The sequence below is a fragment of the Bacteroides neonati genome, from assembly GCF_000499785.1.
Lineage (GTDB): Bacteria > Bacteroidota > Bacteroidia > Bacteroidales > Bacteroidaceae > Bacteroides > Bacteroides neonati.
The window spans coordinates 437,121-462,025 of record NZ_HG726019.1; the positions used below are offsets into that span (position 1 = coordinate 437,121).

The following is a 24,905-nucleotide window of genomic DNA, read 5'->3' on the forward strand; positions in this document are numbered from 1 at the left end:
GCACTAACCAAATTACAGAACTATGCTCCGTATAATGATATTTGAAAATTTGTAAACGTCTGTTGTATCATTGTCGGATTGCCGAAGACTTTAACGGCATCGCCTGCTGTACCATATTTCATTTGCAGAAGTGTTGGTAACTTATCCATTGCCAGCTCGCTTACCCCTGTAGAGATGTATTTGGATATAATAAACTCAACAAACTCTTGTTGCTGTTTGGTCAAACCGTCAAATATCGCTTCACGTCGGCTATTGACACGATTAGTCCGCTCAATCGGCTCGACACTATATGCTATGTATTCAAGCACATCAAGCAGATCGCAATCTTCAGCTTCAATCACCGCTTGGACGCTACGAAGAACCTCCTCGCCATATCCTGCGGTGTCAAGCTCCGAAAGTAGCTGCTTGCGTGTTAATGGATTTGACCACTTATCTTTTAGCTCCGCTTCCGAGTTGAAAAACTTAGGCAACTCGCCAAACATCGTTTCGAGGAAATCAGAGATTGCCATAGGTTTACCATTTGCACCATAAAACATATCTGTTTTGATATGCTTGATTTGTCGTACACGTCCATCCGAGAGCTTTATCTTTAGCTTCGGTTTTGGCGGGCAAATACAAGGCGAGCAACCGCAAACTTCGCAAATCTTTGGTTCTGACGGACACTCACACGGACGCACGCCACACACAGGGCACACTGGTTTCGGTGCGACAACATCGCCGCCACCTTCGCACTCACAATCCACCTGACCGCATACGGAACAAACAGGCTCGCCGTCCCACTCCTTATCATTGAATCGCTCGTAAGCCCTCACGAAGTCAAATATCGTAAAATAACTCTTGCCATCGAACAAGCGAGTCCCACGACCAACAATCTGTTTAAACTCAATAATAGAGTTTATAGGACGCAACAGAACGATGTTACGCACATTGCGAGCATCGACACCTGTTGAGAGTTTTTGCGATGTGGTAAGAATCGTTGGGATCATCTTGTCGTTATCCTGAAACTCTTTCAAATATGTTTCGCCCTGCGTTTTGTCGTTAGAAGTTACACGCACGCAATAATTGGGGTTCTTAACCTTTTTCAGGCGGTTAATCATATCACGCACCTGCCCTGCGTGGTTTTGTGTAGCACAAAAGACGATTGTCTTCTCGTTGGCTCCTATGTATTTCATAAATTCGGCAACACGAGCTTCGTCACGTTGTTTAATCTCTATACGACCGCTGTAAAAATCCGTCTCGTTGTAGGTCTTCCCCTCTTCAACTTCACCACTCAATACGTCGTCATCGGGCGAGTAGATATAATCGTCGATGTTACTCTGCATCCGACAATGACGGAACGGAGTTAAGAAACCGTCATCAATGCCCTGTTTGAGTGAATAGGTATAGACTGGCTTGCCGAAATAGTTGTATGTGTCTGCGTTGTCTTTTCTCTTCGGAGTAGCGGTAAGTCCAAGCTGCACGGCAGGTTTGAAGTAGTCCAAAATCCTTCGCCAATTGCTCTCGTCATTCGCTCCGCCACGGTGGCACTCATCAATGATAATCAAGTCAAAAAAATCGGGGTCATAGCCATAGAAGTTCGGCTTATCCCCACTCATAAAGGTTTGAAATATGGTAAAGTAAATATTATGCCCCGTTGGAAGCCCTTTTTTCGAGACTAATTCGGGTGTTACTCGACTAATCGTCTTTTCATCAAAGCCACCAAAGTCAATCAATGCTTGATTCGCCAAGATATTACGGTCGGCAAGGAACAAGATTTTTGGGCGACGATTGTTTTTTGATAAGTTCCATCGTGTTTGATAGAGCTTCCACGCTATTTGGAACGCAATAAATGTTTTGCCTGTGCCTGTTGCAAGGGTTAGCAATATACGGTTGCGTCCTTCGGCAATCGCGTCGAGAGCTGCGTTGATTGCATTCTCTTGGTAGTATCGGGGTGATTTTTGTCTTGTATCAAAAGGCTCTATAAGGAATTTCTCTTTCCACTCTTCTATGGTTGTGCCAAAAGTTGCACTCCACAGCTCTTCGGGCGATGGGAAATTTTCGACATTTTTCTCTTCGCCTGTCTGCATATCGATGAAGTATATTTCATCTCCATTGGTTGCGTAGGTGTAACGAATACGCATCATTGCCGCATACTCTTTCGCTTGCATTACCCCTTCGGATGCAGGTAGCTCGTCACGTTTGGCTTCGATGATTGCGAGTTTCACACCACGATAGACCAATAGATAGTCAATCTTCTTTGGCATCCGTGATTTCGCTCCGACTTTACCCGGAGCGATAGTATATGCGTTTTGCTCTGTCAGAATGCGACTGTCAGCCACAACTCCCCAACCTGCATTTCGCAGCTTAGGGTCAATCTTTTCGAGCCTTGTTTGCGATTCGTTCATAATAGTTATTTAGTATCTTCGTTTTTGATTCTATCAAAATTTAGTTCAATGTAGTTTTCAAATTTCTGCAGTGGTTTAGGTTCTTTATTTGCGACCCGATTAAATTTTATTGATCTTCTACCATCGCTCATAACTTTTGATTCGTCACAAAACTCAGAAGAAGACATTATCCACATTTTATCCATTCTTTCTGAATAAAACACAAACCAATAATTGGCTCTATATTCATGTTTAATAGGTGAGAAAAAAGCGGAGTAACTCTCTTTTACTTCATTCGACCTTGCCTTAATCTGTACCTCTACAAATTTGCCATCTGGTCTTTTTACAACAGCGTCAATAGCATCATCGTCAATCATAGGAATAAAGACGTCAAGCCCTTCTTTGAGCATTTTTCCTATTAGATAATGCTCCATCCTCTTGCCGAATGAAGCTGAATGCCTATATGATTTAGCTTTTATTTCGCCCATGACATCAATATATCCAACTTATTATTTGATGAGCATCCGAGACATTAAGGTGATATACATTATGAGGTCTAACTAATTTTCTTACCCATTGTATTCCTACCCCATTACTGTTCGCCATAGCGTTTATAGCATCAACGCTTTCTCCTCTTGACCTTGAGGCTGTAATCGCAATATCGCACTTTTGATTATTGAAATACGCTTCATTTTGCTTTATCTCGGCAGCATTATCACCAGCCGTACACACAGAGACCGTCAGTCCATTGAACACAAATGTGGCTTGTCTGTCAGTATGATTCGGGACAAGAGGAATTAAATTTCCTGTCGTGATTGTATTTAGTATCTCAATAACATAGTTCAGAGTTTCGGTTTTCCCGGTATCTCCTCGTCTGTAAAGTGCGATAATCTTTTTCATATTGTTTTGATTTTATAGTTCTCCGTTGAAGGCTTTTTTTAGTAGTGCTTGTTTTAGGGCGTTGCAGTGGGTGATGGTTTGTCGGTAGTTCTCTTCCATCGCTCGGCAACGCTCAATTAGTGTGTCAAGTTTTTCGACTACTTGTTGTTGCTCTATTAATGTGAAATCTGGCATTTGTACGTTTTCTATCATACCAAGTTTCAAGAATTTGGTATTAGCACCAACCGACATAGACTTGAGTTCTGAAAGGTAATTTTCAAGAACATAGTACAATATTCGACAATGTGTTTGGTTGCTTTTAGTGGTGATTACATATGTTCGTTGATATGCATTGAATTTACCTTTATAATGTTTCACATTAAAATCGCCACTCGCATTGTTACCAGCAAGCAAAACAGCCTCACAATCAAAGGCAAATTGATTTATTGCGTACACTTCTCGTGAACAAGTGAAAAATGGGTATGCTCCATTCTCTTCAGCAGCATTTGCATTCAATTTACCTGTTTTTATATCAAATAAGTCTTTTGCGAGTTTGTATTTACCTTTTTGTTTTGGGGTGAGTTCTTGTTTTAGTGATGCTTGGAAGAGGTCTTTTGTGTTTTGGAGGTTTTGCTGGGCGTTGGCTCTGAGAGCCTCAATCTTCGCAAATGCACTATCCAAAATCCAAACTATCCGCTCCTGCTCAGGAATTGATGGAATGCGCAATTCATAATTTGCTACGTAATCCTTAGGCAAACGCTTTAACCCTGAAGCGCCTAACATTAGCTTTGCGCCTTGCCTTCGGAATATATCAGATGAAAGTCCGTAATATACATATTCAGGTTTTACACTATTATCATTTGCACGAATAACAATATACTCACTTGACCCGAAACCGATTTCATTGTATAGGTTCTTGGCGATACCCAATTTCCCATTTTCAAAACAAGGAGTTACCTTTGCTAACAACAAATCATTGTTAGCAAAATATGTATACCCACTAACTACGTCAAGTAAAGATTTACCTTTTTTCGGAGTTATGTACATTTCGTTAATACCCAAATCTTCCATCGGAATAAAGGAAACCATATCTTTCTCGTTCAGGCTGCTTTCTCTTACTTCACTTTTAGGTGGTGATATTTTACACACCTCCCCCAACTTCTTTATTTCCCACCTTTGTTTCATTTTGTCTAATCTAAGGTTGTCCATTCATGCGTGTGAGAATAAGATTGATATCCGTAATATTTATTTCGGAATTGCGTCATTGCAGCTTGAAATTGAGACAACATAAAAGAAGCATCGCTATTAGTTGGTAAACTTTCCTCGTCTAATAACTCTAAATATTCTACAGATGAGTCATGTTCTAAAATTGTTTTTATGCGAAGAAGTATTTTATTTATCATCTTTACTTTAAGTAAATTCAATACTCCATCTTGTTTTTTCTTGGACAGTTCCTTTGTCTCAACAAACAATGCATCAAGTAGTGGGGATAGCATATCAAACTCTTCTGCCTGCAACTTAGTTGGAGCTACACTCTTTGTTTCCTTTATTTTAGCCATATTAAATACGATTTTTAGGTGCTTTTGTTCTTATCTTAGATTCTATACCATCTACAATCCAATACCACGCTTTACCATATGATTTTGCATTATCTGATCGCAATTTATCTATACAGTTAAGATACTGTCCAAGTATCATAACTACGTCGCTATTGGATGGTATCGCATCAGCATCAAATTCATCAAACGGTTTGTATTCAGCTCCAAGTAGCTCATTAGCTTGAATAATCACTCTGTTTATAAGTTTTAGTTTAAATTCACTTATTGCATCATTTGGCTTCTTATTTAGACTGTTGAAGTCAGTGTAGAATGCCTGCAGTTGTGCTTCTGCTTTTTCTAATATATCTATTTCTGTTGCTGTCATAATATTCTTTTTTATGATGGACATTTTTGGGTAAACTCTATAAATTTCTTTTTTATTACCTCTATTGGTAATCGTTGCTTACTTTCGTAAACATTACACATCATCTCCAAGTCAGTATCATCCATAATTAAGATACATTTTCTATGACCAGACCACAGGTCAATCGTGTGTTGCATAATATTATTCTTTGGCCTATTTCTTGTAAATATAATACCGAATCGCCCAAAAGAGTCAGATAAATATCTATTTAATTGGTTGATGTGCTCCTTCTCTACAGATGCGACATTTTTAAACTCAACTACAATTTGTTTGCAACAATAATCATTATAGATGTCTTGTAAGAAGTCTACAGAGCGATTATTATAGAATACCATATCCCTGATCTGCAAACCACTCTCTGTTCGACTTTGTTCTTGTGCGAAATCTAAGTGAGGATAAAGCAATGATGCTAACATCTGAGCCATGTAGTCTTCATACTTTTGATCAGCATTATCTATTTTACCGCTTGGTAACTTCTTTATTGAACATAATTTACGATTAACTGACATTACAGGTATTTGCTTAAATAATGGGTCGCTTTTAATATTTTTCCCGCCTATTTCTTTTATATTTATATACGACTGAAGAATATTATAATTCTGTCTGTTATAGCTTAAGATAGGAACTCTATTGAGTTTTCCATCGTATACCTTTTGTATGTTTTCAATAAAATAATGTTGAAAATAATCTTCATAATTAATCCAAGGAATAAACCTCAACCATCTCTTAGGTATTAAGATTATTGACTGATTTGTATTTGAATTTATCGGCAACCAAGCTTCATCTTCTTGAAACTTAAATTTTTTATAATCAAATAATGGAACGCTACACTTAGTCATAGGTATCGCCCATTTTTCACATTGCTCAATGGTGAAATCTATTAAAAATGATTTTAACAAAGAACAACTAATATCACTGATTCTATCCTTGGATATATTATCAACAAGTAATTGAACTTCTTCAAAATGAGTAAAGCCTTGTGCTGTTAGCTGTGGAATCTCTTTGAATAAATTAAGAACCTCAGCAGATAACTTAGAGCCTATTTTTTTACCAACACGAGTTTTTGAATTACCTAAGCCAACTTCATTGCATTCTGATAACTCTGATAATATGGAAACACTCTCTTTTTCTTTCCCGTGCAAATATTGGTGTCCTAATTGATTAAACTGCTCTACCAATAATGAATGAAGTCCATTATCCTGCATAGATGGCATCGCCCACAATAGAAATGGATCTACATATAGCGGAATATCTTCATCCAAAAAAGGTATTGCGAAGTCTACCTCTTCTTGTAGAATAGGTATATCATAGTAATCATTTAATCGAGGTCTAATAATTGCCATTATAATAATTCCAAAATCTCGTTCAACAATCGGTTGCTATCGGTGTTTAATAGCTCAATTTCGGCGGCAATATCTTCGGGAGTGCGGTTGTCTTCTTCCTCTACCTTATTCGGATTCTTAACCGACAAATCGCAGGTCTCATCAAGTGTAGCAACATCAATTGTCCAAGATTTATCGCTCGACTTCTGCTCAGGTTGCAAAGCAACAAAATCTGCCAAATCGCCCTCGTTCAAAGGATTAGTCTTGCCCAAATTCCTATCCAAGCCCAACTGATAGTACCACACCTTATCGGTAGGCATACCCTTCTCAAAGAAAAGAACAACCGTCTTTACCCCCGCACCCGTAAACACGCCACCCGGCAAATCCAACACGGCAAACAGATTACACTCTTCGAGCAGCTTGCGTCGCAAAGCCACCGAAGCAGTATCGGTATTGCTCAAAAACGTGTTCTTGATAACAACCCCAGCACGACCTCCGGCACGGAGATGCTTAATAAAGTGCTCCAAAAAGAGATAAGCCGTTTCGCCAGTCTTTATCGTAGAGTTCTGCTGTATCTCAGGGCGTTCCTTGCCCCCGAAAGGCGGATTAGCCAATATAAAATCATATTTATCACCCTCCTGCACATCGGCAAGGTTTATTGCCAGCGTATTGGTATGCTGAATATTTGGAGCCTCCACACCGTGAAGAATCATATTCATCATTCCGATAATGTAAGGCAGCTCCTTTTTCTCACGACCATACAAGGTGCGTTTTTGCAGAGTCTCTCTATCGTCCGAACTATGAACTCGCTCATTCAAGTACGAAAAAGCCTCGCAAAGAAAACCTGCCGAACCGCAAGCTCCATCATAAACCGTTTTCCCGATTTCGGGCTTAACCACCTCGATAATGGTACGAATCAACGGACGAGGTGTGTAATACTCCCCGCCATTTCGCCCTGCATTACCCATACGCTGAATGCGGCTCTCATAGAGGTGCGACATCTCGTGCTTCTCCTCCGAGGTCTGAAACCGCAGTGCGTCAATATCCCAAAGCATATCACGCAACGAAGCACCATCAGTGATTTTATTCTTCAACTCACCGAACACCTCCCCAATCTTATATTCAATCGTATCAGGCGAAGCTGCCGTCTGGCGGAACTTTCTCAGATAAGGAAACAGCTCCCGATTGACAAAGTCAAGCAAATCTTCCCCCGTAAGAGCGTTTTTCTTGTCAGGTGTTCCGCTTGCATCTTTCGGTGCAGCCCACTTATCCCAACAAAACTCACCTGTGATAATAGGCTTGTATGGTGTGGCTCCAAGTTCTGCGTGTAGCCTCTTTTCATACTCCAAATCGTGCAGATATTTCAAAAACAGTATCCACGACGACTGTTCCACGTAATCCAACTCATTGCTACACACCAAACGCAGTGTGTCGTCTATATTTTTAAAAGTTTGTTCAAACATATATTATTCAAATATCATTTTTACTTATGTATTCCATTCCCAATATACAAAGTTAAATAATCTTGTTGGATTATCAACTATAAAACTGCAAGATCTTAATCATCCTGCGGTTTTATAACTCACTTACTCTTAATCGAATTAGCCTTGTGATTTAACTTTTCAGCTTCTTGTTGTCGGAGTCGGGTTTGCTCATCGATGGTAGCTTTTTCCTTAACTGCTCGCTCGTACTCTTCTACATCTTTGCTCATTTGTCGGATTTTGGTGTTATCTCGGTTGATTTCAAATAGATTTTCGAGTTCAGAAATACGTTGCGGGGTGGCTTCGCCTTTCATTTTGATGTAGCGGTATTTTAGGTCGTTGTCGATACGGTCGTAGTTTGGGCGAGTGGCGAGGTAGAGCCATGCACTCAGTCCGGCAATAATGATGAGCATTCCGATGAAAATAAAAACTGCTTCTTTCGATACTATGTCGATGGTGATGCGTCGCTCTCGGACTACTGGTTTGCGAGCCTCTTCGATGACCTCTTTAAGCTTGGTGGTATTGTCGGCAGTCTGGTCGATGCTGCTTTGCATCATCACGGTGAGGGTCTCTACTTTCGAGAGGTCTACTTGTGGGAACTTACTGCTCTGCTTGACCAATTTGGTCAGTTCTTCAATCATAAAGATGATTACATCTTCTTTGTCTGTTGCCATATTTTTAGTTTTTAAGTGGTTAAAATCTGATTCCTTTTTTCTTTTTGCGTTGCATACGCTTGCGGAATGCCTCCTCTTCGGGGTCTGTGCCGTTGGGTAGCATAGGCATCTCGAATAGAGAGCCGATAGAGTCACCAATGGTATTGCTTTCGTGGTGTTCGGGGCGGTGCTGCGGTTGTTGCACAGGTGGCAAGCTCTGCCGCTCCGCTCGATTGTTTTGCCGTAGAGCGTACTCAATTTTGGAATAGCTGAACTGGCGATCTACTTTTGAGCCATTGAACGAAAGGTTGTTCCTCGTAAACCTTACTCCCTCAATTTGGTCAGTAGAGCCTTTGGTTTTGAAACCTAACTCAATGCCCTCAGAACGCAATCGCTTTTCAAGCTCCTTCCACGACTTTGACTGTGGAACGTGTTTGCAAAGAGCATCGTAAATGCGATACTTAGTTGCGTCGGGTTCTCGGAGTTGCTTTCGCTTGACGTTCTCTTTTCCGCTCGAAACATACAAACCGTGCTCGAGTGTTAGCTCCTTGCATATCTTAACGTTGCGTATCTTCTCATTCTGGTCGGAAATGCGTTTGCCGTTGAAGTCGATGCGGTTCATTATTAAGTGTATGTGTGGATGGTCTCGGTCGGTGTGGCGGACAATTAAGACCTGCGTATTGCCGTAGCCCATCTTTTTCATATACTCGTCGGCAATTTCTATCATCTTCGCATTGGTCAGTTTCTCTCTGTCCTGTGCCGAAAAATCGAGTGAGATATGGGCGACAGGCTTAGCAATTTGCAACAGTCGAGCTTGCGTTTCAAAGCTGCGGATTATAGACTCTTTGTCGATATTCCGCACTCCTTTTGTGGCGATTATATCAGCTTCATCACGATTCAAAACGTAGTTTACAGCATTCGAAAAACTGTTCCCTTGCACTATTTTAGCCATCATTTTCTATCGATTTTATTACGTTATCAATCTCTTTAGCGAGTGTTTCGGACTCGGTTTTTACCATAACATACCCTGCTTGATTGGCTCGTTTGGCAATCTGATTTAGATTGTTTGCCATCCCTGTGAGCTTGGTTATCAGTTGCAGGTGGGTGGCGGTGAGCCGCTCTTTGACGGTGGAATTCCGCAAAGCACTGCGGATGTATTCGCTTATGGTCAGTCCTGCTGTACTCGCATTTCTTAGCAATGCTTTGTACTCAATCAGCCCCAATTTTATGGAGGCTCGATACTGCCATCGGTCAATCGCCTCTTTCTTAGGGCGACCGTTCTCATTTCTATTTTTTATCGTTTTCATTATATTGTTTTTTTTAGTTAGACCATCGGGATTCATTGTTTCTGTCGGACAGAAACACAAACTTGCTCCCAAATTCTCATGATATTGGCAATGTTACTCTTGCTGCTCATTCTCAGAATAGTTTTTATGGTTAGACCTTCCCCAAAAAATCAGCGACCTGTTCGTTATTCAACTCCTCAAAAATCTGTCCGTAGGTTTCAAGATGATGAATTAGGATGGTGTCAATAAGCGAGGCTACCGTTACGTGATGCTGTTCAAATAGATGAGCAACTCTTCTTATACGGTTGTGCGTTTCGGCACTTACATAAAGTACCTGACGTTCGCGGATTCGTTTGTCCCGGCAAAATGTTTCGATGTATTTCTCTCGTGAAATATGTTTTGTTTTCATAACTTCTGTATGTTTTGAATTAAGTAATTATCTCATTTTTGGTTTAAGTACTGGTTTACGTAATAGGTGGCGGTACTGATTCTTGTTTTGACACCTCTTTTTACTCCTGAACTGATTTCAGTTTGTGTGTCACAACATACTCGTTCAGGTTTTTGTGGTTTCGGTAAATGGGAAATTGATCCATTAGAACTTCATCCGCCTGCCTGGCTTCTTCGGCTGTATAGACTTACGCATCGCCGTCTCTTTTGGCTTCAATGCTTGCTTGGCTTCTGAGTCCACTTCTTTTCCTGTTGCTGGCTCTGCTGAATGCTTGACTTTTGGTGTCTGTTCTTGCTTCTTGCCACATAGGCGGTCATTCAAATCTTTATATCCTCTATAGTGATCGGATTGGTCGAATACCTTATATCCGCACCGTTGCCGAATTTCTTCCGTAGCTCTGCAGCCTGCTTTGTCATTATCAAGAAGGCATATGATGTGCTGGTAGATTTCCAGTACATCCCATGCTTTCGGAAGATTGGTCACCGAATTAAGGATAAGATAATCCTGCTTATCTAAATCCGGAGAAGCGGGGCAACTCTTTTGCCGAAGTGTGAGGAAAGAAAGGTAATCAATGAATCCTTCAAATACGATGCAGGTTTCTCGTCCTTGTTTGATATGGGTGATGTCTTTGGGGGAGATACAGCCTTTGAAATATTTATTCCGTACCTCGTATCCTCCTACTACATTCGGGAAGCCGATGGCGAAGTACCACTTGCCATTGTTCACAAAGTGCAACTCCCTGCATTCTTTTTTCGCCAGTTCCGTATTGACACCTCTCTCCTGTAAGTATGCTAAAAGGATGGGGCTATTAAGAGGCTCTACCTCCAACTGCTGGAAGCTCGGCAAAGAGGGTTGCGGGCGAAAAGAAAAAGAAACGGGATGGATTACGGACGTTTGTTCTGCTATGCGCTGCAATAGATATGGCACACTGTCCGTTCCATGAAGTTCTGATGCTAAGGCGATGATATTGCCGCCTTTGCCTAAACCAAAATCATACCACTCATTGCGGGTTAAATTTACTTTGAATGATGCTTCCGTTTCGGTACGGAAGGGGGAGTTGTACCAAAGGCTGCTTCCCTGTTGCTTGATGGGGCTAAAACCCAAACTGTGCAAGTAATCTTCCAACGCTATATTTTTAACTTGTTCGATGTTCATACAATATGTAATTTACGGGGTTGATAAATGTAAAAGAACGATGATTTGATGAATAGTCCGCATAAATCGCTTGTAATGAAATAAATAGGTCTTCATCTGATTTCATCAGATGACTTCACAAAAACAAAGCCTCTTTTCTCTTTTCATCAGTAAAAAGCTATTGATGAGAATTTGTTGAGAGAGTATCTTGTTTATTACTAGTGAACTATAATGCTTATTCATCATTTCATCAATAATTAAAGTAATAACTCTTTTGTAACGGTATAATAGCGCCCAACTCGCCTAATAGGTGAGAAGCGACATTCACTGTTGTAGTTGTACTGATAGGTCTGGTACGTCAGCGAATTAGGTGCAGGCTCTAATTTCCAATCATCCTGTATAATCCTTCGTAATTGATACGTTTCCGATTTTACTTGATTAGCCATTAGTAATGGTATAAGGTCGGTAGGGCAAAATGAGATGCTCTCTTTTCCCGTTGCCTCCATAATGTCCAAGAATAGTTCCGAAAGTTCCATCTCTAAGCGATTGCGGTTGCTACGGATAATCTTCTGCAGAGCTGGCGTATTGACCAGTTTGGGTGCAAACCACATACGACTTTCTTTTTTCGTGGTTAGTATTCTATTTTGAAGAAAGAACAGGAAATGAGGGATTTCTACTATTAATTTATGGAGCATCATTGTGTCCTCTATTCCGAAAGGAGTAATTCTTCTCACCCAGTAGCGTGTTTCTCCGGGGTCAATAATAACCGGATTACTCTCATTGTTTGAGCATAAGATGAACTTGCCAAAAAAGGAAATCTCATTGCGGTCTTTTCCCTTCGCTTCTACTTTGTGAGAAAGTGCTGTGCTTAGGTTCTTTAGACGTTCGGAGTCTTCTCTGCGATTCAATAAAACTTCATCTACGGCAATAATAAGCTTTCCCGTCCAGTCTGAGTTGAATTGACTACGGAAATCTTCATTAGTATTGAAGGTCATATTGCCTTTAAATATGACTTTCAGAAAGTTAAGAAAGGTGCTTTTGCCCGTATTTCTCTGTTGCGATACCAATAATAGAATAGGTAGCTTCTGAATTGGGTGCATATAGAGTAACTGTATGTAGTCTAATCCTAATTCATTCTGCTCTCCGAATATATGCTTTACAAAGGATAGCGTTAAGGCACAATTTCCCTGTTGTGGTTTATAGCCTATCGGTTCGTAGAGATTTAGAAAAGTTCCTATCACTGGCTGATAATGAATGTGATTTGGAACGGTGCAAAATCCATCATATTTGGGGACAGTTGCAATGAAATTCTTGCCATAATCTTGGCGGAGTGTTTCATTGTTCCATAGAATACGTTTTTTAATAAAATCCCCACTCATTGATGGCTGATCCACCATTTTGAAAAGTGATGTACCTACTCGAGCAAATTTGTCGTCTGTCATAATCATATGGATTAAATTATCATTTTACGCTTTTCTCTCCGAGTATGATTTGAATATCTGACAAGCGGTATTTTACCTTATTCCCAATTTTAACAGCCTTGAGATACCCTTTTCTATTCCAATGCCAAAGTGTGGCATCACACACATCACATAACTCCATTACCTCTGCTTTGGTGAGGTATCTTTCTTTTCGGGCTTCGGCTATTTCTACTGATAGCTCGTTTTTCGCTCGATTGATTAAATCGTTGGAGAATAAGAGTAAATCTTCTCCATTGACTTCAAACCTAATGTTCGCCTTTTCATTTTGAATGATTGATAATAAATTGTTCATATTCCATGCTTATTCACCTTGTGTAGGTTTCCTCTCTTGTGAATATAGAAAAAGAAAACCGCCATCTGACTAACAGATGACGGCTGCAAAAATATACTGATTTAAAGCGGATTAAGAATATTCCAAGTTCATAAAAGTTCACGTGAACAACAATGAACTTGAGTGAACTTACTTCATTTCTAAAAACTTTAAATAGAACTCAGTGTTTTTTAATTTCACACCTTTAACTTCTTCTGGAAGCTTTCGGCTAAAGTAACTCGAAGAGCATGTTGACTTAGGAAATGAACTCTGAAAAGATTCAAGCGTAGCTTTTTTATTGCTTAAAGAAATATACCCTTTTCGATGTAAAGCAGACATTAAAGAACAGAGATCCTCACCTGCCATTCCATCTTTTGCTATCGTTCTTATTCGATTAAAAATGGTTCTTCTGATTTCCCTGTTTTCTATGAGTAACATTGTCTCAAATGCGTCCAAAGAGTAGCTATCTGTATTTCCAAATTCTTCGAGCAATGTAATTGACAAAGTGGGATTATTATCAATTAGAATTAAATGGGGGTGCTCTCTGTCTGACTTTTTTCCGGCGTTGACTGTGTTGTCGTACTCATATCTAATTTCTCCAAGCTCAATGCCATGCTCAATGCATTTGATTTGTGCGCCTTGTGATATTCCAAACCATCGGAACATATCTATTAGATGAGCCGTACTAATTGCTACATTGTCTTTTCTAAGCTTGTACCTCATCACTTTGCGCTTGATATATTTACGTGTCTCAATTACGCAGCCTTTCAATTCCAATTGGTTTCCACTTCTTAAAAAAGCTTTAGATATAATGTCTTCCATGTGCCTATATCCACCTGTAAACCCATTGTAATAGGCACGAGCCAGTGCGGAGTCTTCAAAAGTAGACTCAGATATAGGAATATTATTACTGTAGCTCTGCATTTTATGATATAGGCTTTTGTTCATTAGAGAATAAATTGAATACACATGTTTGAGTGTCTCCAAGTCGTCTTTGCTTATCACAACACAACCTTTGCAGTTGGCAATTTCTATTTTCGTATAACCTATTGACTCAAAAGAGGGTAAATCCATCAAGGCCTTGTCTCCCAACTCTTTAATGTCTATCCATATTTCTTGAAAAACTCCCATAATCCTATTAATCTAATAATTTCACTAAATCTTTTTTCATCTCTTCGTCAATATCTCTATAGCGCGTAAAGGCTTTACTTCCCTCTTTGTGTCCACTAAGTGCCGATACCAAATTGGGGTCTTTAACTTTTTTGTAGATATTACCAATAAATGTTCTTCGCGCCAAGTGACTACTTGCAACTTCATATAAAGGGCGCTTTACTTCATCGTGTGTAAGTGGGTCTAAAATAGTTACAATCCTATCTATATGGGCAATTTGAAAGAATTTCTTTATGGCAGCATTGTATTTTTGCTCTGAAATGAAAGGTAAAAGTTTGCCTGCATGGTCTTTGTATTTACTAAGTATGGATAAAGCTTTATCATTGAGAGGCACACGGACGGTTATTGGGTTGCCCTCTTTTGTCTTTCGGGGCATATACTCAATCGCACCATTGACAACGTTAAGTTTCGTCATTCTGTATAAATCGCCAACACGACAACCTATCAATGTTTGGAATATAAATATATCTCGCTGGATTGCTAACTGAGGGCGTTCTGAAAGATCGGTATCAAAGATTTGGTCTCTCTCTTTAAGGGTAATATAAAACGGTGTCCCGTAGGTACATTCATCAATTGGGAAGTCATCGAACGGTCTGTTTTTTGTTTTTTTATTATCGTAGCACCAGATGAAAAATGTTCGAATGCGAGAGAAGCAATCGATAAGGGTATTCTTTCCTCTTGGTTGAGGGGTGCGCTTTTCGGGTATAGATTCATATACAGAGGGATATAACTCAACGTATTTATATTCGTTCTCAAAGAAATCCCACATATCACGCAAAACATCGGATGTAACGGTGTCTACGTCTAAAATAAATGCTTTCTGCCCTCGCTTAGTCATTTTGATGTATAACTCGTAACGAAGCACTCCCCTTTTCACCACTTTGAAATTTTTTATTCTGACCGCAGATAGTCTATGTTTAAGAAGGAACTCGTCAAAGAGTTGTTCAAGACTCGGTTTAACGGCTACCTCTTCTACTATAAAGTATTTTGCCGGATGATAATATTTATCCAATGATAGTTTGAGCCACTCCTTATTAATCTCTTCTTCTTTGGCTACTTGATATTCTTTCTCAATGTAGGTTTTTATATTACGTACTTCTTCATTTATGGAAGCTCTTATTTCGTCAGAGCAGACAGCTTTGCTCTTTATGCCCTCCTTTTGTTCATCCCATAGATTTGGATTGACAGCCAACTCGGTAGGAGCAACGGAATCTAAGCGTCTGCCATCCCTTAGTCGTACATAGATTGTAGCCTTGGAGTCTACATCATTGCGTTTTGCCACTTTCTTAATAATAAAGGTAACTTTCATAAATTGAGGCTTAATTTGTTGTATGCAAAGATAGATTATTTTCCCCACATTTTCCCCACACATGCTAAAAATGTTTCAATTCATTTCAATTTGATTAAATGCAATATGATAGTAAGTCATTTAATAATCAGTTAATTATAGCCATATATTGCTGATTTAATGCTTCCGCACATTAGCTATGATTTAATATTTTCAAATGCGGGTCTGGGTACTTAGAAAGCAAAGAGCTAATTGATTTTTAATCAGTTAGCTCTTTTTATTTATTGCCAGCGTTCAAATTTGTGGATCTTATATATTATCTTTGCCATATTGACTTCAGAAAAGCATATAATAATCACATGGGTAAAATAGAAAAGAACGATATCTTTTGTAAAGCGGTATACGAAATAGTGAGCAGTATCCCTAAGGGGAAGGTGACTACCTACGGGGAGATAGCGCGTCTGTTGGGCTGTCCGCAGGCTTCCCGTTTGGTGGGGTGGGCATTGAAGTGTGTACCCGAAGATTTTAATTTGCCCTGTCATCGTGTGGTTAATGCACAAGGGCGCTTGGTACCCTCATGGGATCAGCAACGAGTATTGCTAATTCATGAGGGCATTTCTTTCCTTTCGAGTGGTAGGGTGAATATGAAACTACACTTATGGCAATATGAGGACTTGAAGGATGTTTTGGAGGCATAAATAGCTTACACTGGAAAACTTATCATTTTGGTCTAATCTTGTTTGATGCCATACAGAATCACTGGCTGTATCTATTTGTGTGGCATCAACATACCCATTATTCTCCGATTTGCAGTAATTAGCTTAATTTTAATCAAATAGATGACTTAATTCTTAAATAATCTATTGAAAAGCAACATTCTATAAATAATAATTCTATATTTAAAAACGACGAAAGACGTATTAGGTAATCTGAATATGAGGATGGTATATATACTATATATTTTCTATTATTAATTACTTAAATTCATTTTTATGGAAGTCAAGAAATCTAAAAAAGCAGCAATCGAGAGCCGTAGAGGCACTTGGTTACTGATGGGATTTGTTGCTACTCTTGCACTCATGTTCGTAACGTTCGAATGGACACAGCGTGATGTCAAGGTTGCATCCGGTTTGCTTGCCGGCAATGATCCTATCTTCGAAGAGAGCCTGATCCCTATTACGTTTCGTGAAGAGAAGCTACCCCCGCCACCATTACCTGAGGCAAAGGTGCCCGAAGCGTTGATTATCGTAGAAAACGATGCCAAAGTAACGGAAGCCTTGATTGGGTCTACCGAAGAAGACGGTAAGGCTTATGAAATAGGTTGGAGGCCAGCGGCTATTGAAAAAGAGATCGTGGTAGAAGACGAAATCTTTGTATTTGCGGAAAATATGCCGGTATTTCCCGGAGGAGATACCGCATTGATGCAGTATTTAGGGAAAAACATCAAGTACCCTATCGTTCCGCAAGAAACGGGAATTCAGGGAAGAGTGATTGTGCAGTTCGTAGTCGACAAGGACGGTACGATTACCCATCCGGTGATCTTGAAAAGTGTAGATCCTTATTTGGATAAGGAAGCCCTCAGGGTAATCAATGCAATGCCCAAGTGGACTCCCGGCAAACAGAGGAATCAGCCGGTACGTGTGAAGTATACATTACCAGTCGTGTTTAGACTGCAATAGTGCTTGAACGTGCCCGAACAGTAAAATAGAGCCGACCCGATCATGACGGGCGGCTCTTTTGCTTTTACGCATTGGCGGTGTGCCAGAAAAACCATATCTTTGTGGCATATCAAATGAAAATAGAGTTGAATCATGAATATGCTTCTTACGTTGAAACGACCTTTTATCTGGCTATCACGCATTCGTTATCGTTGTGGCTATGGAGTACATTCGCCGTTCGCCTTCGAATTGATTACCTGCCTGATATACGAGAATGCACCCTATTACGCTTATCAAGAGTTGGCTGTCGAACAAAAAAAACTGTCTGCTATTCGTGGAAAGGGATGGAATAAAGAGCGTAGAAAAGTGAATCGCTTATTGTTTCGGTTGGTTAATCGGTTTCAGCCGTGCTGTATGATAGATGCCGGTGCGCTTTCGGCTTCTTCGCTCTATTTGCAGGCTGGTAAAGCTGATGCAAATTATCTTTTTGTCTCCGAACTATCCGATCTTTTTCTCGAATCCGATACACCTGTCGACTTTTTATATCTGCATAAAGAGAAAGAGCCATCTTTTGTTGAGGAGGTTTTTAATCTTTGCTCAACCCGAACAACTTGGCAGAGTGTGTTTGTGCTCAGTGGTATCCACTCTTCGCGTGCTATGCAAACTCTTTGGAAACAATTTCAAGACAACGAACGGGTAGGAATTACATTCGATCTTTACGATGTCGGTATTCTTTTCTTTGATCGTTGTAAGATAAAACAACACTATATCGTCAACTTCTGAAACCTGTTATTTGTTAATCTATAAGAAAGAGAAACCATTAATAAAAATAGTAATTATGAAGAAAAGTCTTGTGTATACGAAAACCGGTGATCGTGGAATGACTGCTCTGGTGGGTGGTACACGCGTACCGAAAACTCACATTCGTCTCGAAGCATACGGAACGATCGATGAGTTGAACTCCAACTTGGGTTATCTGGTAACGCATCTTACTGAGAAACATGATGTCGACTTTGTACAGGTAGTACAGGATAAGTTGTTTGCGATCGGTTCGCATTTGGCCACCGATCAGGAGCAGACCCAGCTGCATAGTGCTAGTATTATTGATGCATCCGATGTGGAGTGTATTGAGCGTGAAATTGATGTTATTGACGAAATGCTTCCACCCTTGCATGCTTTTGTTCTACCGGGAGGCAGCAAAGGAGCCTCTGTTTGCCATATTTGTCGTACCGTATGCCGCAGGGCGGAACGACGGATACTTGCACTGTCCGATATTTGTGTCGTATCTCCGGAAGTTTTAGCCTATATAAACAGATTATCAGATTATTTATTTGTTTTATCGCGTAAAATCAATTTTAATGATGGTAACGATGAAATTTTCTGGAATAATAGTTGCAAGTGAGAAATTTTATTATACTTTTGCCGAAAAATAGGAAAGTAAAATCAACATTCACAATTTAATAGTAAAAGCTTATGTATTGGACATTAGAATTAGCATCAAAGTTGGAAGATGCTCCTTGGCCGGCAACAAAGGACGAACTTATTGATTATGCCATGCGCTCAGGTGCTCCTCTCGAAGTAATTGAGAATTTGCAAGAGATGGAAGATGAAGGCGAAATATATGAAAGTATTGAAGATATCTGGCCGGATTATCCGAGTAAAGAGGACTTTTTCTTTAATGAAGAAGAATACTAATATACTCTAGCCGGTAGTAACCATTATAAAAAAGGGTGATTCATTTATTTAGAATGAATCACCCTTTTAAATTTAAAAGATGGGCATCTGCCAAATAAAACCTACTGAAATCCGGTTGGTGCTATAGTTCTCTTGCCCTAATGCCTTGGCACGCGCAGCAAAGTCATAGCTGCGACCTACATACGTAAGGAAGAAGTGCAGGTTCGTTTCCATCGGATAGTATTCTAATCCGGTCAGATATCCCCAGGAGGTACGGTAGTTACCTTTTTCGACACCATCCGACGCTTTTGTTACCGATGCGGTGTCGTACATCCCCTTTACAAACACATTCCATTTGGGTAAAAAACGATAATTGAGCTGACTAACTACGGCCAGATAGCCTGTATTAAATGTATTATGATTTTCGGGGCGACCCACTATGTTACTGATCGTTCCGTTGCGGTCGATTCCTTCTTGCGAATACATAAAATCAAGGTACATATTAAACTTACCCAGATTCAATTCATTACCTAATGCATAGTAATAAAGGTTCTTATTACTCGATTCGCTCATTAAAGAGGCTGACCACCTGGTTTTGAATACATTATTAAAATTACCATTCCAGTTTAAGGTATAAATGAGAGGTAGTTTACTCGATTTTAGATCGGGCAAGTTGCCTAGTGCATCCGCAGTGACGCCGTAGGTGTCATTGAATGAGTTGTTGCGGCTATCGAGAATTTGTAAATTGAGCTGTTGGCTCGGTGTAACGTTGTAGCCAACGTTCACACCGGTCATGAACCCGCTCAGGTTTTCGAGCAGGTCGCAATACTCATAAATCTCGATAGGATTCAAATCATACTCAAATCCACCGTAAGCTACCCCTTGCTTACCGGCAAAGAGACTAAACTTAGGACTTAACTTGATACCGATGCCTGCCCAGTCAATCGAATTAGGAAGGTTATCGATCATGTTATTGCCGTCATTTGAGCGGTTTAGCCTTTGGCGATACCTATACGAAAGCCAATCGTTGATGTTGCCCTTCATTTCGATGCGCAGTTGCTGTACTTTGAAGGCACCTTCATCGAATCCGTTTCGGAATCTGGCATCGAATCCGGCTTGCATATTTAAGTAAAGATTAAACTTATCTGTTTTTTTCTTTACATCTGTTAGCTCCTCGAAAAGCGTTTTATTACTCATAAACTCGCTTTTCTGCCCCGTGTTTTGGGCATATAAGTTATGTATGCTGCCCGCTAGGAGCAGCACGAAAATGATTTTCTTCATAAAGTGAGTTTTATTTTAGTATTCCTCGAAATATTGCTGAATCTGTTTCCAGTCGCTGGTCTTTGTCAAAGAGAGCATCAATAGAATACGAGACTTTTGAGGGTTCAGTTCTCCCGATGCTACAAATTCATAGTTGGCATCGTTGACTTCAGCATCCAATGTAGTAGGTCCGGTAGGTACCCGAGATGATCGTACTACTAAAATTCCTTTTTTACGGGCTTCGATAAGTATCGGGAAGATATTCTTATGAATATTGCCATTGCCTACACCCGCATGTATAATACCGCGGTAGCCCTCATTTAACATCGGACTGACCATATCGGCCTCTATATTTGAATAGCTATACACGATACCCACTTTCGGGAGTGTTGTTAACTGGTTAACATCAAACACCGATTGCGTTGTGTGCTTTTTCAATGTAGCTTGGTTATAGAATGCCTTTCCATTAAAAATATAGCCTAATGCACCGGAGTTAGGTGCCTGGAAGGTTTCTACATCTACCGTATTCATTTTTACAGCACTCTCTGCACCCAGAATGAGACCATTCATTGCAATTAGTACACCTTTGCCTTTGGATTCTTTAGCACACGCAGTAACAACGGCGTTGTATATGTTCAATGGTCCGTCGGCACTTAATGCTGTTGACGGGCGCATGGCACCAGTGATAACGACGGGTTTATCGCTCTTCACGGTTAGGTTCAGGAAATAGGCTGTTTCCTCCATCGTGTCTGTTCCGTGGGTAATGACGATACCGTCAATATCCGGACGATTCAGCAATTCGTTTACTTTTTTGGCAAGCGTCAGCCATACCTCGTTGCTCATATCCTGTGAGCCAATTTTAACCACTTGTTCTCCGGTAATATTGGCTATGGAGTTCAGTCCGGGAACTGCATCAAGTAGTGCTCCGATGGCTACCTGTCCCGAAGTATAGCTCGTCGACGTAGCCGAACTACCTGTTCCGGCAATGGTTCCACCTGTAGCCAAGATATGAATATTTGGCTTTGCAGCCAATGCCAGAGTTACCGATAAGAAGAGGCCCAATACAAGCAAACTTCGTTTTCTAAAATCTTTCATGATTCAATGTTGTTTAGGTTAATATATAAATTTAATAGAACTGTATAAAGAGTAATCCCAATCCGATGGCTACTGCCGTAGAAACCAGCCCCGGTATCATAAAAGAATGATTTAACACATACCGGCCTATTTTTGTTGTGCCGGTTCGGTCGAAATTAATAGCAGCTACTACGGTGGGGTAATTGGGTATGAAGAAGTATCCGTTTACCGCCGGGAACATAGCAATCAGCATCAACGGTGAAATGCCTAGTGCGATACCTAAGGGCATCAAAGCCCGTACAGTGGCTGCCTGACTGTAAAGTAAGATAGACATGACAAAGAGGGCAACACCAAACAACCAGGGCATCTCGCGTACAATGCCTTCGATAGATAAGGTGAGCTGTCCCATATTGCCTTGAAGAAATGTGTCGCCCATCCAGGCAATACCAAAAATAGCAATGACCGCCTGCATGCCTGCCGGAAAAACAGAACCTTGCGTTGCTTTGATTCCGTCTGTCTTAGTCAGCAACAGTATGAGAGCGGCTGCCGAGAGCATCACAATCTCGATAATCGAAGACATATCAAGCTTTACAACGCTTCCGTCGATTAAAAAGGAGGGTCTCAAGCTGTCAAATGAACCGAAGAATACGATAAATACGGTAGCCAGCATAAATACCAGGACTGAAACTAACGCATGACGTTTGTTTTTGACATCTTCGATCTCTATTTTTTTATTATCAAACAATCCTTCGGCTAAGCGTTTCTGATATTCCGGGTCATCAACCAGCTCCTTGCCAACACGCATTGACAAAAGTGCGCCAACCAATACGCCGATAATAGTAGAGGGGATGGTTATTTTAAGAATATCGAATAGGGTAATGTCAAATCCCGACAATAAACCCAATAGGGCAACGGTAGCAGCCGAGATAGGGCTGGCTGTAATAGCCTGTTGCGAAGCAATAACGGCAATACCCAATGGCCTTTCGGGGCGGATTTTTGTTTCGGTAGCGACCTCGGCTATGACCGGTAGTACCGAATAGGCAACATGTCCCGTGCCGGCCACGAAGGTAAACAGATAAGTCACAATGGGGCTTAGCAGTGTAACGTGCGAAGGGTTTTTCCGCAGCAGTTTTTCGGCCAACTTTACCATATAATCAAGTCCACCGGCTGCTTGCATACACGATGCGGCCGAAATAACAGCAGCGATCATCAGCATCACGTCGATAGGTGGGGCAGTGGGTTGCAAGCCAAAGACGAAGGTGAGTATTCCCAGCCCTACGCCACCCATTACTCCCAATCCGATACCACCTAAGCGAGCACCGATAATAATCGCCATCAATACAAAAAGTAGTTGTAGAATCATATTCTTATTTTTTCTCAGGTAAAGATACTATGTTTCTTACGAATATGAAAAAGAACAATAAAAGAAGTTGATTGGTTTTTGTATACTAGCTTAAAACCTTTTATATTTGCGAGATACTGGTCGAAAAACGAAAGAAGAGAGTATGGACGTTAAAAACTTTATAGAAAACTATCGGGAAGCCTTTGGCACACAGGCCGAACTGCCTATTGGTTTTTGGTATTCGGATGAAGAAACAGCTCCTACGGATAAAACCAATGGCTGTCTCTTTAAATCTATGAAAGAGGTGAGAGCCGGAGTCAAGGTGAGTCTGAATGCTGCGACTATCGGTTGTGGGGGAGGACAGTTTTATACTGGTTTTATTGACTTTCCCGAACGGATTCCTGCCTTTGTGTCTCTTAAGGAACGTTACAAACAAACCCCCGAAATGGTGAAGGAGTTTGTTGAAGAGCTCCAAGTGCCGCGAGCTGCTAAAGCTTATCTTAATTTTGCCCGTATTGATTTACTCGATAGTTTTGAAGGACTTGAGGGTATACTATTCCTAGCTACTCCCGATATCTTATCCGGGCTTTTTACATGGGCCTGCTATGACAATAATGATGCGCAAGCTGTCACTTCTATTTTCGGCTCGGGTTGTAGTTCGGTTATCACACAAGCTGTCGTGGAGAATCGTTGTAAAGGGCGAAGAACATTTTTGGGTTTCTTTGATCCTTCTGTTCGTCCTTATGTTGAGGCCAATGTATTGAGCTTTGTCATCCCATTGGTGCGTTTTCAAGAGATGCTCACAACCATGCGCAGCAGTTGTCTCTTCGATACCCATGCCTGGGGTAAGATTAAAGAGCGAATTAATCAATAATCTTCATTTATGAAAGGAACTATTAGAGAAGTAAGAACCGGTGATGTTCCCGATATTCTGAATATCTATAATTATTATATCAAGGAAACTGTCATTACTTTCGAAACAGAACTCTTGACTGAGGAGGAGATGGGTACACGCATTATCAATATTGCGGGCAGATTTCCTTACTTTGTGTATGTTTCGGAGGATGATGGTCTTTTGGGCTATTGCTATGCACACACTTGGAAGGCACGAGCGGCTTATCAGGCTACGGTAGAGACTACAGTTTATTTACGTCCCGGTTGTAGTGGTCAAGGTATTGGTAGAGAGTTGATGGAAGTATTGCTTGGTAGCCTTAGAAAGCACTCCTTCCACGTAGCCATTGCTTGTATAACCTATCCCAATGAGGCCAGTATCCGGCTGCACGAACAGTTGGGCTTTCGTAAAGTGGCTCATTACGATGAGGTGGGTTATAAGTTCGGCCGCTTACTCGATGTAGGCGACTGGCAGTTGATTCTTTAACTACGTGTCAGTTGGTAAAGAGACGAAGCCATCTGAACAAAAATAGTGGTTTTTATGTTCTTTTCGTGATAATTACATATCTTTGCTCCCGAATATTAAATACAACGAAGTATGAAAAAAATCATGAGTGTCTTACTGGTAGCCATTTGCTTAGTGATGGCTATTCCCGCTCAAGCTCAACTAAAGTTTGGTGTTAAGGGTGGATTAAATCTGGCCAAAGCCGATTTTAATAAGTCTGATTTCAAAACAGATAACTTTACCGGTTTCTTTATCGGCCCGATGGCGGAACTAACCATCCCTGTAGTAGGATTAGGTGTAGACGGTGCATTACTCTTTTCTCAACGAGGTATTAAGATTAATGGAGAGTCTGAAAAGGAAAACGGTCTTGAAATTCCAATAAACCTGAAGTATACGATCGGTTTGGGTAGTCTTTTTGGTATTTATGTAGCTGCCGGTCCTGATTTCTACTTTAACTTTGCGAAGGATAAAAGTTTCGGGCAGAATATCAATCTCAACAGAAAAAACGCACAGGTAGGCATTAATCTGGGTGCCGGTGTTAAGCTGTTGAAGCATCTTCAGGTTGGATTCAACTACAATGTGCCGCTGGATAACTCATCCGAACTCACCTTTGGCGACGCTGCCAAAGAGGTATTCTCTTCGAAGACAAAAGTTTGGCAGATATCTGCCGCCTATATCTTCTAAAAAACAAGTATCTCTTTTTTAGATATTGAGGCTTCCACTT

28 protein-coding genes are annotated in these 24,905 nt (G+C 40.6%); 8 read left to right on the plus strand and 20 right to left on the minus strand.

Features of this window, described 5'->3' with window-relative positions; translation table 11 throughout:
* Positions 1–20: 20 nt before the first annotated feature.
* The 17 genes from hsdR to TY03_RS01720 form a co-directional block, all read right to left on the minus strand.
* Positions 21–2,384 (minus strand): EcoAI/FtnUII family type I restriction enzme subunit R, encoded by a 2,364-nt coding sequence (gene hsdR / locus TY03_RS01640; RefSeq protein ID WP_042366737.1) that lies wholly within the window; start codon positions 2,382–2,384, stop codon positions 21–23.
* Between the two features lie 5 nt (positions 2,385–2,389).
* A complete protein-coding gene (locus TY03_RS01645; RefSeq protein WP_042366738.1) occupies positions 2,390–2,851 on the minus strand; it encodes a hypothetical protein in 462 nt (153 codons plus the stop codon).
* A 4-nt stretch (positions 2,852–2,855) separates the two neighbouring features.
* On the minus strand, positions 2,856–3,263 hold the full coding sequence (locus TY03_RS01650; RefSeq protein WP_042366740.1) for a hypothetical protein: 408 nt from the start codon (positions 3,261–3,263) through the stop codon (positions 2,856–2,858).
* A 12-nt stretch (positions 3,264–3,275) separates the two neighbouring features.
* Positions 3,276–4,427 (minus strand): restriction endonuclease subunit S, encoded by a 1,152-nt coding sequence (locus TY03_RS21370; RefSeq protein WP_187373965.1) that lies wholly within the window; start codon positions 4,425–4,427, stop codon positions 3,276–3,278.
* A gap of 5 nt (positions 4,428–4,432) precedes the next feature.
* Positions 4,433–4,801, minus strand: coding sequence for a hypothetical protein (locus TY03_RS01660; protein WP_042366742.1), 369 nt, complete (start codon positions 4,799–4,801; stop codon positions 4,433–4,435).
* A gap of 1 nt (position 4,802) precedes the next feature.
* Positions 4,803–5,165 (minus strand): hypothetical protein, encoded by a 363-nt coding sequence (locus tag TY03_RS01665; protein WP_042367282.1) that lies wholly within the window; start codon positions 5,163–5,165, stop codon positions 4,803–4,805.
* Between the two features lie 11 nt (positions 5,166–5,176).
* Positions 5,177–6,547 carry a hypothetical protein gene (locus TY03_RS01670; RefSeq protein WP_042366745.1) on the minus strand — a complete coding sequence of 457 codons (1,371 nt, stop codon included), beginning with the start codon at positions 6,545–6,547 and terminating at the stop codon, positions 5,177–5,179.
* On the minus strand, positions 6,547–7,989 hold the full coding sequence (locus TY03_RS01675) for a class I SAM-dependent DNA methyltransferase (protein WP_042366747.1): 1,443 nt from the start codon (positions 7,987–7,989) through the stop codon (positions 6,547–6,549). Before TY03_RS01675 ends, TY03_RS01670 begins: the two co-directional genes overlap by 1 nt.
* 119 nt (positions 7,990–8,108) lie before the next feature.
* Positions 8,109–8,681, minus strand: coding sequence for a hypothetical protein (locus TY03_RS01680; RefSeq protein WP_052332363.1), 573 nt, complete (start codon positions 8,679–8,681; stop codon positions 8,109–8,111).
* Between the two features lie 19 nt (positions 8,682–8,700).
* The gene (locus TY03_RS01685; RefSeq protein WP_042366749.1) at positions 8,701–9,615 is read right to left on the minus strand and encodes a relaxase/mobilization nuclease domain-containing protein; all 915 of its coding nucleotides are present in this window, start codon (positions 9,613–9,615) and stop codon (positions 8,701–8,703) included.
* Positions 9,605–9,967 (minus strand): plasmid mobilization protein, encoded by a 363-nt coding sequence (locus TY03_RS01690; RefSeq protein ID WP_187373966.1) that lies wholly within the window; start codon positions 9,965–9,967, stop codon positions 9,605–9,607. Before TY03_RS01690 ends, TY03_RS01685 begins: the two co-directional genes overlap by 11 nt.
* Positions 9,968–10,097: 130 nt before the next feature.
* Positions 10,098–10,355, minus strand: coding sequence for a DUF3408 domain-containing protein (locus TY03_RS01695; RefSeq protein WP_042366752.1), 258 nt, complete (start codon positions 10,353–10,355; stop codon positions 10,098–10,100).
* A gap of 183 nt (positions 10,356–10,538) precedes the next feature.
* Positions 10,539–11,549, minus strand: coding sequence for a toprim domain-containing protein (locus TY03_RS01700; RefSeq protein WP_042366754.1), 1,011 nt, complete (start codon positions 11,547–11,549; stop codon positions 10,539–10,541).
* A gap of 236 nt (positions 11,550–11,785) precedes the next feature.
* A complete protein-coding gene (locus TY03_RS01705) occupies positions 11,786–12,970 on the minus strand; it encodes a primase-helicase family protein (RefSeq protein WP_074434124.1) in 1,185 nt (394 codons plus the stop codon).
* A gap of 19 nt (positions 12,971–12,989) precedes the next feature.
* Positions 12,990–13,301: a helix-turn-helix transcriptional regulator gene (locus TY03_RS01710; RefSeq protein ID WP_042366757.1), complete on the minus strand. Its 312-nt coding sequence runs from the start codon at positions 13,299–13,301 to the stop codon at positions 12,990–12,992.
* Positions 13,302–13,469: 168 nt separating this feature from the next.
* Positions 13,470–14,450, minus strand: a complete 981-nt coding sequence (locus TY03_RS01715) for a hypothetical protein (RefSeq protein WP_042366760.1) — start codon at positions 14,448–14,450, stop codon at positions 13,470–13,472.
* 7 nt (positions 14,451–14,457) lie between these two features.
* Positions 14,458–15,798 (minus strand): site-specific integrase, encoded by a 1,341-nt coding sequence (locus TY03_RS01720; RefSeq protein ID WP_042366762.1) that lies wholly within the window; start codon positions 15,796–15,798, stop codon positions 14,458–14,460.
* A 338-nt stretch (positions 15,799–16,136) separates the two neighbouring features.
* On the opposite strand from TY03_RS01720, the gene TY03_RS01725 reads away from it, so the two are divergent.
* The 5 genes from TY03_RS01725 to TY03_RS01745 all read left to right on the plus strand — a co-directional run bounded on the left by TY03_RS01725 (position 16,137) and on the right by TY03_RS01745 (position 19,130).
* Positions 16,137–16,475, plus strand: a complete 339-nt coding sequence (locus TY03_RS01725; RefSeq protein ID WP_042366764.1) for an MGMT family protein — start codon at positions 16,137–16,139, stop codon at positions 16,473–16,475.
* A 294-nt stretch (positions 16,476–16,769) separates the two neighbouring features.
* Positions 16,770–17,456, plus strand: a complete 687-nt coding sequence (locus tag TY03_RS01730; protein ID WP_042366766.1) for an energy transducer TonB — start codon at positions 16,770–16,772, stop codon at positions 17,454–17,456.
* A gap of 132 nt (positions 17,457–17,588) precedes the next feature.
* The gene (locus TY03_RS01735; protein ID WP_042366768.1) at positions 17,589–18,218 is read left to right on the plus strand and encodes a hypothetical protein; all 630 of its coding nucleotides are present in this window, start codon (positions 17,589–17,591) and stop codon (positions 18,216–18,218) included.
* A gap of 55 nt (positions 18,219–18,273) precedes the next feature.
* On the plus strand, positions 18,274–18,837 hold the full coding sequence (locus tag TY03_RS01740) for a cob(I)yrinic acid a,c-diamide adenosyltransferase (RefSeq protein ID WP_042366770.1): 564 nt from the start codon (positions 18,274–18,276) through the stop codon (positions 18,835–18,837).
* A 71-nt stretch (positions 18,838–18,908) separates the two neighbouring features.
* Positions 18,909–19,130 (plus strand): DUF2795 domain-containing protein, encoded by a 222-nt coding sequence (locus TY03_RS01745; protein ID WP_002558131.1) that lies wholly within the window; start codon positions 18,909–18,911, stop codon positions 19,128–19,130.
* A gap of 72 nt (positions 19,131–19,202) precedes the next feature.
* On the opposite strand, the gene TY03_RS01750 is transcribed toward TY03_RS01745, so the two are convergent.
* Genes TY03_RS01750 through TY03_RS01760 form a run of 3 tightly spaced genes read right to left on the minus strand, consistent with a single transcriptional unit; the run spans position 19,203 to position 22,806 of the window.
* Positions 19,203–20,390, minus strand: a complete 1,188-nt coding sequence (locus tag TY03_RS01750) for a porin (protein ID WP_042366785.1) — start codon at positions 20,388–20,390, stop codon at positions 19,203–19,205.
* Positions 20,391–20,405: 15 nt separating this feature from the next.
* A complete protein-coding gene (gene ansB, locus TY03_RS01755; protein WP_042366787.1) occupies positions 20,406–21,464 on the minus strand; it encodes an L-asparaginase 2 in 1,059 nt (352 codons plus the stop codon).
* 31 nt (positions 21,465–21,495) lie between these two features.
* Positions 21,496–22,806 (minus strand): anaerobic C4-dicarboxylate transporter family protein, encoded by a 1,311-nt coding sequence (locus tag TY03_RS01760; RefSeq protein ID WP_042366789.1) that lies wholly within the window; start codon positions 22,804–22,806, stop codon positions 21,496–21,498.
* Between the two features lie 142 nt (positions 22,807–22,948).
* Between TY03_RS01760 and TY03_RS01765 the strand changes: the two genes are divergently transcribed.
* The 3 genes from TY03_RS01765 to TY03_RS01775 all read left to right on the plus strand — a co-directional run bounded on the left by TY03_RS01765 (position 22,949) and on the right by TY03_RS01775 (position 24,865).
* Complete coding sequence (locus TY03_RS01765) at positions 22,949–23,659, plus strand: DUF169 domain-containing protein (protein WP_042366791.1); 711 nt, start codon at positions 22,949–22,951, stop codon at positions 23,657–23,659.
* Between the two features lie 9 nt (positions 23,660–23,668).
* Positions 23,669–24,163 carry a GNAT family N-acetyltransferase gene (locus tag TY03_RS01770; protein WP_042366792.1) on the plus strand — a complete coding sequence of 165 codons (495 nt, stop codon included), beginning with the start codon at positions 23,669–23,671 and terminating at the stop codon, positions 24,161–24,163.
* Positions 24,164–24,274: 111 nt separating this feature from the next.
* Positions 24,275–24,865, plus strand: coding sequence for a porin family protein (locus TY03_RS01775; protein ID WP_042366794.1), 591 nt, complete (start codon positions 24,275–24,277; stop codon positions 24,863–24,865).
* Positions 24,866–24,905 lie beyond the last annotated feature (40 nt).

Bases quoted from the DNA above. Each gene is read 5' to 3' on its own strand.
- hsdR (WP_042366737.1), bottom strand. From the start codon at position 2,384: ATGAACGAATCGCAAACAAGGCTCGAAAAGATTGACCCTAAGCTGCGA.
- TY03_RS01645 (WP_042366738.1), bottom strand. From the start codon at position 2,851: ATGGGCGAAATAAAAGCTAAATCATATAGGCATTCAGCTTCATTCGGC.
- TY03_RS01650 (WP_042366740.1), bottom strand. From the start codon at position 3,263: ATGAAAAAGATTATCGCACTTTACAGACGAGGAGATACCGGGAAAACC.
- TY03_RS21370 (WP_187373965.1), bottom strand. From the start codon at position 4,427: ATGAAACAAAGGTGGGAAATAAAGAAGTTGGGGGAGGTGTGTAAAATA.
- TY03_RS01660 (WP_042366742.1), bottom strand. From the start codon at position 4,801: ATGGCTAAAATAAAGGAAACAAAGAGTGTAGCTCCAACTAAGTTGCAG.
- TY03_RS01665 (WP_042367282.1), bottom strand. From the start codon at position 5,165: ATGACAGCAACAGAAATAGATATATTAGAAAAAGCAGAAGCACAACTG.
- TY03_RS01670 (WP_042366745.1), bottom strand. From the start codon at position 6,547: ATGGCAATTATTAGACCTCGATTAAATGATTACTATGATATACCTATT.
- TY03_RS01675 (WP_042366747.1), bottom strand. From the start codon at position 7,989: ATGTTTGAACAAACTTTTAAAAATATAGACGACACACTGCGTTTGGTG.
- TY03_RS01680 (WP_052332363.1), bottom strand. From the start codon at position 8,681: ATGGCAACAGACAAAGAAGATGTAATCATCTTTATGATTGAAGAACTG.
- TY03_RS01685 (WP_042366749.1), bottom strand. From the start codon at position 9,615: ATGATGGCTAAAATAGTGCAAGGGAACAGTTTTTCGAATGCTGTAAAC.
- TY03_RS01690 (WP_187373966.1), bottom strand. From the start codon at position 9,967: ATGAAAACGATAAAAAATAGAAATGAGAACGGTCGCCCTAAGAAAGAG.
- TY03_RS01695 (WP_042366752.1), bottom strand. From the start codon at position 10,355: ATGAAAACAAAACATATTTCACGAGAGAAATACATCGAAACATTTTGC.
- TY03_RS01700 (WP_042366754.1), bottom strand. From the start codon at position 11,549: ATGAACATCGAACAAGTTAAAAATATAGCGTTGGAAGATTACTTGCAC.
- TY03_RS01705 (WP_074434124.1), bottom strand. From the start codon at position 12,970: ATGACAGACGACAAATTTGCTCGAGTAGGTACATCACTTTTCAAAATG.
- TY03_RS01710 (WP_042366757.1), bottom strand. From the start codon at position 13,301: ATGAACAATTTATTATCAATCATTCAAAATGAAAAGGCGAACATTAGG.
- TY03_RS01715 (WP_042366760.1), bottom strand. From the start codon at position 14,450: ATGGGAGTTTTTCAAGAAATATGGATAGACATTAAAGAGTTGGGAGAC.
- TY03_RS01720 (WP_042366762.1), bottom strand. From the start codon at position 15,798: ATGAAAGTTACCTTTATTATTAAGAAAGTGGCAAAACGCAATGATGTA.
- TY03_RS01725 (WP_042366764.1), top strand. From the start codon at position 16,137: ATGGGTAAAATAGAAAAGAACGATATCTTTTGTAAAGCGGTATACGAA.
- TY03_RS01730 (WP_042366766.1), top strand. From the start codon at position 16,770: ATGGAAGTCAAGAAATCTAAAAAAGCAGCAATCGAGAGCCGTAGAGGC.
- TY03_RS01735 (WP_042366768.1), top strand. From the start codon at position 17,589: ATGAATATGCTTCTTACGTTGAAACGACCTTTTATCTGGCTATCACGC.
- TY03_RS01740 (WP_042366770.1), top strand. From the start codon at position 18,274: ATGAAGAAAAGTCTTGTGTATACGAAAACCGGTGATCGTGGAATGACT.
- TY03_RS01745 (WP_002558131.1), top strand. From the start codon at position 18,909: ATGTATTGGACATTAGAATTAGCATCAAAGTTGGAAGATGCTCCTTGG.
- TY03_RS01750 (WP_042366785.1), bottom strand. From the start codon at position 20,390: ATGAAGAAAATCATTTTCGTGCTGCTCCTAGCGGGCAGCATACATAAC.
- ansB (WP_042366787.1), bottom strand. From the start codon at position 21,464: ATGAAAGATTTTAGAAAACGAAGTTTGCTTGTATTGGGCCTCTTCTTA.
- TY03_RS01760 (WP_042366789.1), bottom strand. From the start codon at position 22,806: ATGATTCTACAACTACTTTTTGTATTGATGGCGATTATTATCGGTGCT.
- TY03_RS01765 (WP_042366791.1), top strand. From the start codon at position 22,949: ATGGACGTTAAAAACTTTATAGAAAACTATCGGGAAGCCTTTGGCACA.
- TY03_RS01770 (WP_042366792.1), top strand. From the start codon at position 23,669: ATGAAAGGAACTATTAGAGAAGTAAGAACCGGTGATGTTCCCGATATT.
- TY03_RS01775 (WP_042366794.1), top strand. From the start codon at position 24,275: ATGAAAAAAATCATGAGTGTCTTACTGGTAGCCATTTGCTTAGTGATG.